At 72.5% G+C, this 12,575-nt stretch carries 10 protein-coding genes; 4 read left to right on the plus strand and 6 right to left on the minus strand.

All coding sequences use genetic code 11. The features are described 5' to 3' along the window. Nucleotides 1-97: 97 nt before the first annotated feature. The 6 genes from ACSYGO_RS11895 to ACSYGO_RS11920 all read right to left on the minus strand — a co-directional run bounded on the left by ACSYGO_RS11895 (nucleotide 98) and on the right by ACSYGO_RS11920 (nucleotide 5,693). On the minus strand, nucleotides 98-1,564 hold the full coding sequence (locus ACSYGO_RS11895) for a cytochrome P450 (protein WP_426681933.1): 1,467 nt from the start codon (nucleotides 1,562-1,564) through the stop codon (nucleotides 98-100). Nucleotides 1,565-1,644: 80 nt separating this feature from the next. Further along, nucleotides 1,645-2,265, minus strand: a complete 621-nt coding sequence (locus ACSYGO_RS11900) for a GTP-binding protein (RefSeq protein WP_426681932.1) — start codon at nucleotides 2,263-2,265, stop codon at nucleotides 1,645-1,647. Further along, nucleotides 2,246-2,698 (minus strand): DUF742 domain-containing protein, encoded by a 453-nt coding sequence (locus ACSYGO_RS11905; RefSeq protein ID WP_426681931.1) that lies wholly within the window; start codon nucleotides 2,696-2,698, stop codon nucleotides 2,246-2,248. Before ACSYGO_RS11905 ends, ACSYGO_RS11900 begins: the two co-directional genes overlap by 20 nt. Continuing rightward, nucleotides 2,695-3,102, minus strand: coding sequence for a roadblock/LC7 domain-containing protein (locus tag ACSYGO_RS11910; RefSeq protein WP_028801594.1), 408 nt, complete (start codon nucleotides 3,100-3,102; stop codon nucleotides 2,695-2,697). The genes ACSYGO_RS11905 and ACSYGO_RS11910 overlap by 4 nt, the downstream gene beginning before the upstream one ends. Further along, complete coding sequence (locus ACSYGO_RS11915; protein ID WP_432175553.1) at nucleotides 3,099-4,688, minus strand: ATP-binding protein; 1,590 nt, start codon at nucleotides 4,686-4,688, stop codon at nucleotides 3,099-3,101. The genes ACSYGO_RS11910 and ACSYGO_RS11915 overlap by 4 nt, the downstream gene beginning before the upstream one ends. 357 nt (nucleotides 4,689-5,045) lie before the next feature. Next, nucleotides 5,046-5,693 (minus strand): TetR/AcrR family transcriptional regulator, encoded by a 648-nt coding sequence (locus ACSYGO_RS11920; protein WP_426681929.1) that lies wholly within the window; start codon nucleotides 5,691-5,693, stop codon nucleotides 5,046-5,048. Nucleotides 5,694-5,851: 158 nt separating this feature from the next. On the opposite strand from ACSYGO_RS11920, the gene ACSYGO_RS11925 reads away from it, so the two are divergent. From ACSYGO_RS11925 to atzF, 4 genes are read left to right on the plus strand one after another with little or no spacing between them, the layout of a single operon-like run. Continuing rightward, on the plus strand, nucleotides 5,852-6,676 hold the full coding sequence (locus ACSYGO_RS11925) for an urea amidolyase associated protein UAAP1 (protein WP_426681928.1): 825 nt from the start codon (nucleotides 5,852-5,854) through the stop codon (nucleotides 6,674-6,676). Then, on the plus strand, nucleotides 6,673-7,272 hold the full coding sequence (locus ACSYGO_RS11930; protein ID WP_426681927.1) for an urea amidolyase associated protein UAAP2: 600 nt from the start codon (nucleotides 6,673-6,675) through the stop codon (nucleotides 7,270-7,272). Before ACSYGO_RS11925 ends, ACSYGO_RS11930 begins: the two co-directional genes overlap by 4 nt. Further along, nucleotides 7,269-10,784, plus strand: coding sequence for a 5-oxoprolinase/urea amidolyase family protein (locus ACSYGO_RS11935; protein ID WP_460386642.1), 3,516 nt, complete (start codon nucleotides 7,269-7,271; stop codon nucleotides 10,782-10,784). The genes ACSYGO_RS11930 and ACSYGO_RS11935 overlap by 4 nt, the downstream gene beginning before the upstream one ends. Before the next feature lie 43 nt (nucleotides 10,785-10,827). Next, the gene (gene atzF, locus ACSYGO_RS11940; protein WP_460386643.1) at nucleotides 10,828-12,489 is read left to right on the plus strand and encodes an allophanate hydrolase; all 1,662 of its coding nucleotides are present in this window, start codon (nucleotides 10,828-10,830) and stop codon (nucleotides 12,487-12,489) included. The last annotated feature ends 86 nt before the right edge of the window (nucleotides 12,490-12,575 follow it).

A 12,575-nucleotide genomic window follows, 5' to 3' on the forward strand; every position in this document is an offset into this window, starting at 1 on the left:
CCGCGCCGGGCCCGACCGCCCGCGCCGGGCCCGACCGCCCGCGCCGGCCATGCCCGGCGCGGGCGGCGACACGCCACCACGGTGCGGTGACGTCCTGTCAGTAGCCGCGCCACCACCGCAGGAAGCGCTGCCAGGCGCCGAGGCGGACGGCGGGTTCGGGCGTCGGCGGGGCCTGCGGCGCCACCGGCTGCGGCGCGGGACTCGGCTCCGACGCCTCGGTCGTGACCTGCCAGTTCGACCGCTGGCGGGGCAGCGCGTTGACCGAGGGCCGCTGCATGACGTCCTGCGGCGGCCGCGGCGCGAACGTCACCGGCAGCTCCACGAGGTGACGCGACGACATCGACGCCCGCCAGCGCAACTCGTCCTCCTTGCAGTCCAGTTCGGTGTCCGGCAGCCGCAGCAGCAGTGCGTCGACCCCGACATCGGCGATGGCACGGCCGATGTCCTGTCCCGGACACTCGTGCGGACCGCCGCCGAAGGCGAGGTGCGAGCGGTTGCCCTGCATGCTGGCGGCGAGGTCGGGTCGGACCCGCGGGTCGACATTGCCCGGGGCGATGCCGAAGAGCAGTCCGTCGCCCTTGCGGATGCGCCGGCCGCCCAGCTCCGTCTCCTGCTTGGCGAAGTAGCCGAGGACCGCGCTGAACGGCGGCTCGTCCCACAGGGACTGCTCGACCGCCTCCGGCACCGTCATCTGCCCGCCGTTGAGCTGGGCGCGGAAGCGCGGGTCGGTGAGGACCATGCGCAGCACGTTGGCGATGAGGTTGGCGGTCGCCTCGTAGGCGGCGAGCAGGACGAGGCGCAGGTGCTGGGCGACCTCGTCGTCGGTGAGCCCGGCCGGGTGGTTGATGAGGTGGCTGGTGAAGTCCTCCTCGGGGTTGGCGCGGCGCCGCAGGGTGTGCTGGGTCAGCACACCCATGACGTACTCGTTGCTGGCGATCGCGGTCTCGGTGCCCTTGAGGAGGTCGCGGGCGGCGTGCACCATGCGGTCGTTGTAGTCCTCGGGCATGCCGAGGATCTCGCACAGCACGGACATCGGCAGGTGCTCGGCGAACTGCCCGACCAGGTCGGCCTTCCCGAGCTCGCAGAACTCGTTGACCAGGCGCTGCGTGGCCCGGTTGATGTAGCGCCGCAGACTGCGGAAGTCGATGGTCGACATGGCGCCCATGACGGCTCCGCGCAGCCGCAGGTGCTCGTCGCCCTCGGCGTGCGAGCAGATGGGCTGCCAGGCGATGTGCGGCGCGAGCGGATGGTCGGCGCCCGCGGTGCCGTCCTGGACGGCGGTCCACAGCCTGCTGTCGCGCGCGTAGTGCTGCGGCGTGCTCACCATGTGCAGGTTCTCGCCGTGGCCGAGCACCACCCAGATCGGTACGTCGTTGTGGAGCAGCACGGGGGCCACGGCGCCGTGTTCCGCGCGGAGTTTCTCGTAGAGGGCTCCCAGGTCCTCCGCTTCGGGTCCGTACAGGCGGTGCAGTCCGCCGGGTCCGAGGCCGTGGGCGGGGCAGCCGGGCGGCGGTCCGAGCGTGGGGTCGTCCGTACCGGTCGGGGTGTGGGATTCAGACGTCACGGTGATCGCTCCGAAACTGAGGGGGATCCGGGTCTTGGGGAGTGGCAAAAGGGATGTACGGCACCGTCGTCGAGGTCGCGTCAGACACGCGCCGAGGTGAGAGCCAGGGAGTGCAGGAAGCGCATCAGCGTCATCAGGGTGTCCCGGCTGGAGGCCCTGCGGCGCGCGTCGCACTTCACGATCGGGATCTCCTCGGGCAGGTCGAGCGCCGTCCGCAGGTCCTCGATCGGGTAGCCGGGGGCGTCGGGGAAGTCGTTTATCGCCACGACGAACGGCACACCGCGCTCCTCCAGGCGGCCGATCACGTCGAAGCTGACCTCCAGACGGCGGGTGTCGATGAGCACCACGGCGCCCAGGGCTCCCTCGAAGAGCCCGTTCCACAGGAACCAGAAGCGCTCCTGTCCGGGCGTGCCGAACAGATAGAGCACCAGCTGGTCCGTGATGGAGATGCGTCCGAAGTCCATGGCGACGGTGGTGGCCGTCTTGCTCTCGGAGCCGTAGTTGTCGTCGACACCGATGCCGGCCTGCGTCATGGTCTCCTCGGTGGTCAGCGGTTTGATCTCGCTGACGGAACCCACCATGGTCGTCTTGCCGACCCCGAAGCCGCCCACGATCACGATCTTCACCGCGGCCTGTGCCGTGTGCGGCAGGTGGTCCTCGGCGCGAGGGCCCGTGATGGTGTCAGAGCTTTTGAAGTCCATGCATCACCGCTTCGAGGAGGGAACGGTCGGGCAGCGCCGAGCGGACGATCGGGGCGCGCGCGTGTACCAGTTCGGCCGCCAGCATCTCGGTGAGCAGGACGGTCACCACGCTGAACGGCAGGTTGAGATAGGCCGAGAGCTCGGCCACGGACAAAGGGGCCTGACAGAGGCGAAGCAGCGCGGACTGCTCCGGCTGGGCGACGGGGGGCGACGCGTCGGCGCGCGCCACGACCAGGGTGACCAGGTCGAGTTCGGCCCGGTCACCGGCCTCACCGCCGCCCGTGAGCACGTACAGGCGCTCCGGGTTCTTCGACTTTCCCTCGCCCTCCTCGTCCGCGCCCTCCGCGCCTTCCTGGACCTGGGGGGACTCCGGTGTCGGAGGATCCGGGGCTTCTTCCTCGGGATGGCGCCGCCGGCGCTGCGGAGGAGTCATACGGTCTGCCCGTTGCGCCGCGGCGGGCTGGTGAGATGGGCGCCGATCCGGACGACGAGGTCACGCATGCGGTTGCTCATCAGTCCGGGCTCCGCGGTCTGGTTGGCGAGGACCGCGAGGTAGGCGTTGGGTCCGGCGGACATCAGGTAGAAGTAGCCCCCGTTGATCTCGATGATGACCATGCGCATCCGGCCGTCGCTGTTGGGGATCTCGCCCGCGACGGCTCCGGCCAGGCTCTGCAGGCCCGCACAGGCCGCGGCGACCCGGTCCGCGGCGTCCGGCTCGCCGCCGTAGCGGGCGATGCGCAGGCCGTCGGCCGAGAGCACCACGATCTGCCGGATGCCCGGTACGCCGTCGGCGAGCTCCTTGAGCATCCAGTCGAAGTTGGCTCGCTGCTGGATCACTTGAGGTCCCCCTCGTCGTCGGCCTCGGCAGGGGCCGCCTGGTTCTTCATCGTGAATGCGGTCGGGTCCGGGTCACCCTTGAGGCCGTTCATGAACGCTTCGACCCACAGGCCGGGTTCGGGCTCCTTCTCCTGCGGTTCGGGCTCCTGCGCCCAGGCGGGAGCGGCCGCCGCGGCGGCCTCGGCGGCCTCGGCCTCGGCCCGGGCCTCGGCGATCCGCTGACTGAGCGGGACCTTGACGCGACTGCGGCGCTGCGGCAGCCCGTTGGGGGTCCATTCGGTGACCACGGGCACGTCGTCGTCGTGGGACCCGCCGTTCGAGGAGGGGATGCGCGGTCCGGTGGTCGGCTTGCGCTTCTTCGGCTTGCGCGCCGGTCCCTCCACACCGCCGGTGTCGATGCCCGCGGTGGAGTTCACCCCGATGCCGTGCGCGAGACCGGGGGCGAAGTCGTTGGTGAGCATGTCGCGCGGGGCGACGAGGACGGCTCGGACACCGCCGTAGGCGGACTGCCGCAGCGAGACCTGCATGTTGTACATCTGGGCGAGTCGTCCGACGACCGCCATGCCGAGCCGGGGGGCCTGGCCCATCACGTTCGGGTCGACGCCGGCCGCGGCCAGCCGGAGCAGTTCCTCGATCTTGCCGCGGGCCTCGTCGCTGAGGCTGACGCCGCCGTCCTCGATCTCGACGGCGATGCCGGTCTGCACCTCGATGGCGGTGACGTGCACCTTGGTGTGCGGGGGCGAGTAGCGCGTGGCGTTGTCGAGGAGCTCGGCGAGCGCGTGGATGATCGGTTCGACGTGTTCGCCCTTGACGGCGATGTCGACGATGTTGTGCAGCTCGATGCGGCGGTATTCGAGGATCCGGGACATCGCGCCGCGCAGCACGCTGAACAGCGGTACGGCGTTGGGCCACTGGCGGCTGGGACGGCCGCCGCCGAGCACGGCGATGGAGTCGGCGAGACGGCCGATCAGCGCGGTGCCGTGGTCGATGCGCAGCAGGTCGTCGAAGACCTCGGGGTTGCGCCCGTGGTCCTCCTCCATCTCGCGCAGTTCGTTGTTCTGCTGGTGGACGATGGCCTGGACGCGCCGGGCGATGTTGACGAAGGAGCGCTGCGCGGCGTCGCGCATCGACTCCTCGACGTCGATGGCCTTGAGCATCTTCTTCAGGAGCTGGCGCTGCGACGCGGGGATGTCCGCGTACTCCGGGTTGGCACGGTCCAGGGTGCGGACCACTTCCGCGGGTGAGTCACCGCCGTGCAACCGGTCGAGCGCAGTCGGCAGGACGTCCTCGGAGAGGCGCACGATCTCCTGGTCGTGGGCGGCGATGCGCTGTTCCAGCAAGGCGGAGCGCTGCGCGAACTCGGCGCGCAGGTCACGGGCGACGCGGCCGCGGCGTACGGCCTCGGCGCCGATCGCGATGACCAGCAGTGTGGCGATGCCGCCGCACACACCGACGGCTGGTCGCGCCGACTCCGTCACCAAGGCGACGGCGGCGCCGGTCACCGCGGCCATCAGTATGGCCGGCAGCAACAGGACGCGCGCGTAGGGAAGTTCACGGCCACCGGGAGGCGATTGAACACTCACCATGTATGCCCTCTGAGACAGGTCGACTGGGGGTGGGGAGGTTTGTGGGGGAAAACGCACGGATCAAACTGAATCTTCGGAACTTTTGGGAACAAGCGCCCGAATACATCTCAACTCGGTGCGCTGCGGGCGAGCTTAGTCCGACCGGATCATCGCTGTGTCATATTCAGCAAGCACCTGAATTCGCCCTCGCGACAGGAGTACTCTCAGCCCCATTTGCACGCTGCGGCTTCGTTCGCACACGGTGTGTAACGGGGTACGGGCATGCGAAATCCACAGCTCGACCAGGTGAAATCGCCGCCGTGGGCGGAACTCCGGAGGAGATCCGGAAGGTACGGAAGGGGGCGGCGGCGGGCCCGCTCAGGCTCCGGCCGGCACCCCGGCGATGCGCAGAGCCGCGTCCGCGGTCGCCTCCGCGAAGGCCGACACCGGCCGGTCCGGATCGGAGCGGCGCACCAGGATGACTCCCTCGATCAGACCGAACAGCAGATCCGTCCGCAGATCGAGCTCGCTCTTCGCAAGGGCTCCCCCGGCCGCCGTCGCGGCGAGCAACTGCCGGTAGGCGTCCTTGAGTTCGGCCCGCACGGCATGGAAGCCGGCGAACCGCTCGGCCCGCACCTCGGGCAGCAGATAGAGACCGCCCAGGTTGTACGGGCCGCTGCACAGGAGCGCCACGTCGGTGCGGCAGAGCTCCCACAGCCGGCCCTCGGGCGGCGCGGCGTCGTCGGCGAGGAGTTCACGGGCGAGGGTCAGTGAGGGCGTGACCGTGGACTCCAGGAGCTCGGCGAGCAGCTCCTCCTTGCCCGACACGTAGTGGTACATGGACGCCTGGCGCATGCCGGCGCGCTCGGCGACGGCCCGGGTGGTCGTGGCCGCGTATCCGCGCGTGGTGAACAACTCGGCCGCGGCGGCGAGCAGTTCGTCGCGCGGCGACAGCCCGCTGTCCGGCCGCTGCGCGGCGCGCGGCCTGCCGACCCGCCGTCCTCCCGGTGCGCCCGCCGATCCCATGCGTTCGATCCTCGCACAGGGCGCCGCCCGGCGATCTCCGGCCGCTCCCGGTGAGGGATCGGTAACCGGGTGGCAACAGCCGGGCAATGCCGGCGACCCGGCCCGCCCCTAATTTCTGTCGCGCGACAGAAATGACACCCGGAGCCGGAGGTCCCGCGATGGCGACAGCGACCACGTACGGAGCCCGCGCCCATGCGCGGGCCCAGGAGGGCACGCGCACCGAGGCCATGCCCGTCGTCCCGGCGAGCGCCTGGCCCGCCCCGCCCTGCGAGGCGGGCCACCTGGTGTGGGCCGAGACGGTGGCGGGCGGCAACTACACGCACAAGGTGCTGGCGCGCGGCACCGAGATACGGCTGACCGACCTGACCGGCGACGCCTGCGCGCACCTCCTGCTCCATGTCGCCGGCCGTCCCTGGGAACGGCTGAACGTGGCGGACACCGTCAAGGTCCAGTGGAACGCCTACCTCGGCGAGGGGCAGCTGCTGCTGTCCGACCAGGGCCGGGTGCTGGCCTCGGTGGTCACCGACACCTCGGGGCACCACGACGCCCTGTGCGGCACCTCCACCCTGCTGCGCAACACCGAGCGGTACGGGGACGGGACACCGCAGTCCGCTTCCCCGGCCGGCCGTGAGCTGTTCAAGCTGGCCGCCGCGAAGAACGGACTCGCCCCGCGAGATCTGCCGCCCTCACTGTCCTTCTTCCAGGGAGTGGAGGTGGGCGACGACGGCTCGCTGCACTTCACCGGCTCGTCCGGACCCGGCGGGAGCGTGACGCTGCGCGCCGAGCAGGACGTGACCGTGCTGATCGCGAACGTGCCGCACCCGGCCGACCCACGCCCGCGGTACGTGAGCGGCCCGCTGGAGGTGCTCGCCTGGCGGGCGGCGCCGACCGAGCCGGGCGACCCGCTGTGGGAGGCCACGCCCGAGGGCCGCCGCGCCTTCCTGAACACCGCCGAATTCCTCGCCGCGAGGGGGCTCGCATGAGCACGACCGTCGTTCCCGCCCGAGCCGCCTGGTCGGCCGTCGTCCGCGCCGGCGAGACGCTCACCATCACCGATCTGCACGGCAACCAGGCCGTCGACTTCCTGCTGTACGACGCCGAGGACACCGCCGTGCGCTACAGCGCGCCCGACACGATCCACGCGCAGGGCACCATCTTCCTGACCACCGGAAGCGTTCTGATGTCGAACGAGCACACCCCGCTGATGACCGTCGTCGACGACGAAGTGGGCCGGCACGACACGGTCGGCGGCGCCTGCTCCAAGGAGTCGAACACCCTCAGGTACGGGCACCACACCTGGTCCCAGCACGCGTGCGTGGACAACTTCCTCGCGGAGGGCGCCCGTTACGGCCTCGGCAAGCGGGACCTCGTGTCGAACATCAACTGGTACATGAACGTGCCGGTCGAGAAGGACGGCACGCTCGGCATCGTCGACGGCATCTCGGCCCCCGGGCTCAGGGTGACCCTGCGCGCCGAGCGCGACGTGATCGTCCTGGTCTCCAACTGCCCGCAGATCAACAACCCCTGCAACGGCTTCGAGCCGACCGCCGTGGAGATGACCGTCGGAGCGGCGCGATGACCTTCGACACGCTGCTCGTGGCCAACCGCGGGGAGATCGCGGTACGCATCATCCGCACGGCGCGCGAACTCGGCCTGCGCACCGTCGCGGTGTACTCCGACCCCGACCGCGGCGCGCCCCACGTCCGGCTCGCCGACGAGGCGGTACGCCTGGGCCCCGCGCCCGCCAAGGAGTCGTACCTCGACGCCGACCTCGTCCTGAAGGCGGCGAAGGACACCGGCGCCGGCGCCGTCCACCCCGGGTACGGCTTCCTCTCCGAGGACGCCGCCTTCGCCCGCCGCTGCGAGGACGCCGGGATCGTCTTCGTGGGCCCGACGCCGCAGCAGCTGGAACTGTTCGGGGCGAAGCACACGGCCCGCGCGGCGGCCCGGGCCGCGGGGGTGCCGCTGGCACCCGGCACCGGCCTGCTGGACTCCGTCGGGGAGGCGCTCGACGCGGCCTCCCGGATCGGCTATCCCGTGATGCTCAAGGCCACCGGCGGTGGCGGCGGAATCGGCATGTCGGCATGTCGCTCCGCCGGCGAGCTGACCGAGGCCTGGGAGCGGGTGCAGCGCGTCGTCTCGGCGTCCTTCTCCTCCGCCGGTGTCTTCCTGGAACGCCTCGTCGAGGACGCCCGCCATGTCGAGGTGCAGGTGTTCGGCGACGGCGCGGGCCACGTCGTCACCCTCGGGGACCGGGACTGCTCGCTCCAGCGGCGCAATCAGAAGGTCCTGGAGGAGGCGCCCGCCCCGGGACTCCCGCCGCAGGTGCGCGACCGGCTCGCCGCCGGCGCCCGTGACCTGTGCGCGAGCGTCGGCTACCGCTCGGCCGGCACGGTCGAGTTCGTGTACGACGCGGCCCGCGAGGAGGCGTACTTCCTGGAGGTGAACACCCGCCTCCAGGTGGAGCACCCGGTGACCGAGGAGGTCCTCGGCATCGACCTCGTGGCCTGGATGCTGCGGCTGGCACGCGGCGAGTCGGACGTCGTGCGCGACCCGGGGCCGCCCCGCGGTCACGCCGTCGAGGCACGCGTGTACGCCGAGGACCCGTCCCGCGGTCACCGGCCGAGCGCGGGCCTGCTGACCCGGGTCGAGTTCCCCGGCGGTGTCCGGGTGGACGGCTGGGTCGAGACGGGCACCGAGGTGACCACGTCGTACGACCCGATGCTCGCGAAGGTGATCGCCCGCGGTCCGGACCGGGCGCAGGCGCTGCGACGGCTCGACGAGGCCCTGGCCCGCACCCGGATCGACGGCATCGAGACGAATCTGGGCCTGGTGCGGGCAGCGCTCGCGGAGCCGTCCTTCCGGGCGGCGGCGCACTCGACGGCGACGCTGGCCGGCGTCACCGACCCGACGCCGCGCATCGAGGTGGTGTCCGGCGGAACACTCACCACCGTGCAGGACTGGCCGGGCCGCACCGGTCACTGGCAGGTGGGCGTACCGCCGTCCGGCCCCATGGACGATCTGTCGTTCCGGCTGGGCAACCGGGCGCTCGGCAACCACGAGGGCGCGCCGGGCCTCGAATGCACGCTGCGGGGACCGTCGCTGAGGTTCACCCACGCCACCACGGTGTGCGTCACGGGCGCCTCCGCCGCGGTCACCGTGGACGGCACAGCGGTCGCCCAGTGGGAGCCGGTGACGGTGCCGGCCGGGGCCGTGCTGGACGTCGGTGCGCCCGACGAGCACGGGCTGCGGACGTATGTGCTGTTCGCGGGTGGCGGTCTGGACGTGCCCCTGTTCCTCGGCAGCGCGGCCACGTTCACGCTCGGCCGGTTCGGCGGGCACGGCGGACGGGCGCTGCGCACCGGCGACGTGCTGCACGGCGGCTCGGTGGTCTGTGGAACACCGGTTCCGGCCGCCGACCGGCCGGTCCTCGGCTCGCGATGGCAGGTCGGCGCGCTCGAAGGCCCGCACGCCGCACCCGACTTCTTCACCGAGGACGACATCCGCGACTTCTACGCCGCCGACTGGAAGGTCCACTTCAACTCGGCGCGGACGGGGGTGCGGCTGGTCGGACCGAAGCCCCGCTGGGCACGCAAGGACGGCGGGGAGGCGGGCCTGCACCCGTCGAACATCCACGACACGCCGTACTCGGTGGGCGCCGTCGACTACACGGGCGACATGCCGGTGCTGCTCGGCCCCGACGGCCCCTCGCTGGGCGGCTTCGTCTGCCCGGCGACCGTCGTCAGCGGCGAACGCTGGAAGCTCGGGCAGCTCCGCCCGGGAGACACGGTGCGCTTCACCCCGCTCGCCGAGGACGGCTCGGTGCGCCCGGCGATCGTGGACGGCGGCGTGCTCGCGCGGGACGGCGACGTGACCTTCCGGCGCAGCGGCGACGACAACCTGCTGGTCGAGTTCGGTCCCGCACAGCTGGACCTGGCCCTGCGGATGCGGGCGCACGCGCTGATGGAGGCGGTCGCCGCGGCCGGGATCGACGGCGTCACGGATCTGACGCCGGGCATCCGCTCGCTGCAGATCCAGGCGGACCCGGGCAGGCTGCCGCAGCGCGAACTCCTCGCCTCCGTGCGGGAGATCGCACGGACGCTGCCGACCGGGGACCAGTTGACCGTTCCGTCCCGGACGGTCCACCTCCCGCTGTCCTGGGACGACCCGGCGACCCGTGAGGCGATCGCCCGCTACATGGCGGGGGTCCGCGACGACGCGCCCTGGTGCCCGTGGAACATCGAGTTCATCCGCCGGGTGAACGGCCTGGACTCGGTCGCCGACGTCTACCGCACGGTCTTCGACGCGGAGTACCTCGTCCTGGGCCTCGGGGACGTGTACCTGGGCGCGCCGGTCGCGACGCCGCTCGACCCGCGCCACCGGCTGGTCACCACCAAGTACAACCCGGCACGTACCTGGACCGCCGAGAACTCGGTCGGCATCGGCGGGGCCTACCTCTGCGTCTACGGCATGGAGGGGCCCGGCGGATATCAGTTCGTCGGGCGCACCACCCAGGTGTGGTCGGCCTGGCAGCAGCGCGGCGCGTTCGAGCCGGGCTCACCCTGGCTGCTGCGCTTCTTCGACCGCATCAAGTGGTATCCGGTCGAGGCGGACGAGCTGCTCGACCTCCGGGCGGACATCGTCTCGGGCCGGTTCGTCCCCCGGGTCGAGGAGGGCGAGTTCTCGCTCGCCGGCCACCAGGCCTTCCTGGCCGAGCACGCCGAGTCCATCGCGGGGTTCCGGGCCCGGCAGGGGGCGGCGTTCGCGGCGGAGCGGGACGCGTGGGAGGCGGCGGGCGAGTTCGCCCGCGCCGAGGCGGCGTCCGCCCCGGCGGCCCCCGCGGCCCAGGTCGCCGTGCCGGAGGGCGGCCGTCTGGTCGAGGCCGAGTTCGCGGCGTCCGTCTGGCAGCTGAACGTCCGCCCGGGCGACACGGTGACCGCCGGTCAACCGCTGCTGGCCCTGGAAGCCATGAAGATGGAGTCGCGGATACCCGCGCCGATGGACGGCCTGGTCCACGAGGTACTCGCCAGGCCGGGCGACCAGGTGGAGGCGGGCACCGCGCTGCTGATCCTGGCTCCGCACGAGTCGTAGCACCACCGCCCGTCCCGCCGTACCTCCAGCGCAAGGAGCACCGATGTCCGCCGTGACCAGGGTCCGCATGGCATACGCCCGCATCGAGGCGACGGACCGCCCGGAGATCTGGATCGACCTCCGGCCCCGCGCGGAGGCCGAGGAGGAGGCCCGGGGGATCGACGAACGCGTGGCCGCGGGCGAGCGGCTGCCGCTCGCGGGCCGCCTGTTCGCGGTCAAGGGGAACATCGACGTCGGGGGCATGCCGACCACCGCGGGGTGCCCGGCCTACGCGTACACCCCGGAGGTGGACGCCCCGGTCGTCGCCCGGCTGCGCGCCGTCGGCGCGATCGTGCTCGGCACCACGAACCTGGACCAGTTCGCCACCGGCCTGGTCGGCACCCGCTCCCCCTACGGTGCCGTCCGGGGCGCGCTGGACCCGGACCGCGTCAGCGGCGGCTCCAGTTCGGGTTCGGCCGTCGCGGTGGCCCTGGGCATCGTCGACTTCGCCCTCGGCACGGACACCGCGGGCTCGGGCCGCGTCCCCGCCGCCTTCAACGGCATCGTCGGACTCAAGCCGACCCGGGGTCTGGTCCCCACGGCCGGGGTCGTCCCGGCCTGCGCCTCGCTGGACTGCGTGACCGTGTTCGCCCGGACCCTGCCGGAGGCCGAGCGGGTGCTCGCCCAGATGGCGTCCCCGCCGGGCCGCGACCTGCCGGCACTCCCCCAGCGGCTCCCCGGCCCGTGGCGGGTCGCCGTGCCGCCGACGGCGCAGCTCGGCGACCTCGACGAGGGGTGGGCACAGGCGTACGAGGCGGCCGTCGAGCGGCTCGTCGCGGCGGGCGCGGAGGTGTCCACGCTCGATCTCACCGTGTTCACGGAGGCCGCCGAGATGCTGTACGGCGGTGCGTTCGTCGCCGAACGCTACGCCGCCGTCGGGAGCTTTGTCGACAAGTTGCTGAGCGAGGGCGGCGGCGGGCTCGATCCGACCGTCGCCGGGATCATCACCCGCTCCCGGGACATCCCGGCCCACCAGGTGTACGCGGACCAGGAGCGGCTGGACGGGCTGCGCGCCCGGGCGCTCGCCGAGCTCGGCGACGCGGACGCCCTGCTGCTGCCGACCGCGCCCGGCCACCCCACCCTCGCCGAGGTCGCCGCCGACCCGCTCGGCGCCAACGCCCGGCTCGGCCGCTTCACCAACTCGACGAACCTCTTCGATCTGGCGGCCGTCGCGGTACCGGCCGGTCCCACTCCCTCCGGTGCGCCGTTCGGCGTGATGCTGATCGGCCGCGCGTTCACCGACGAGCGCCTCGCGCACATCGCGCGGCTGCTCCAGCCGCCGCTGAGGATCGCCGTGGTCGGCGCGCACCTGTCCGGACAGCCGCTGAACCCGCAGCTGCTGTCCCTGGGCGCCGAACTGGAGCGGACGACGACCACCGCACCCGTCTACCGGCTGTACGCGCTGTCCACGACGCCGCCCAAGCCGGGGCTGGTCCATGTCGGCCCCGAGGAGGGCGGTGCCGTCGAGACCGAGGTGTGGCGGCTTCCCGCGGAGGGGCTCGGCCGGCTGCTCGACGCGCTGCCCCGGCCGATGGCGCTGGGCCGGGTGGAGCTGGCCGACGGCAGCGACGTCCCGGGCTTTCTCTGCGAACCGGCCGCGATCGAAGGCGCCCAGGACATCACGGCGCTGGGCGGCTGGCGCGCCCACCTGCGCGCCGAGGACTGATCCCCCGGGCGTGCCCACGGCCGGCCCGGGGCCGGTCACCCGGGTCGGGAGCCCGACGCGTCGCGCCGCCTCCGTCCGGGGAAGAC

Source organism: Streptomyces krungchingensis (genome assembly GCF_054729265.1).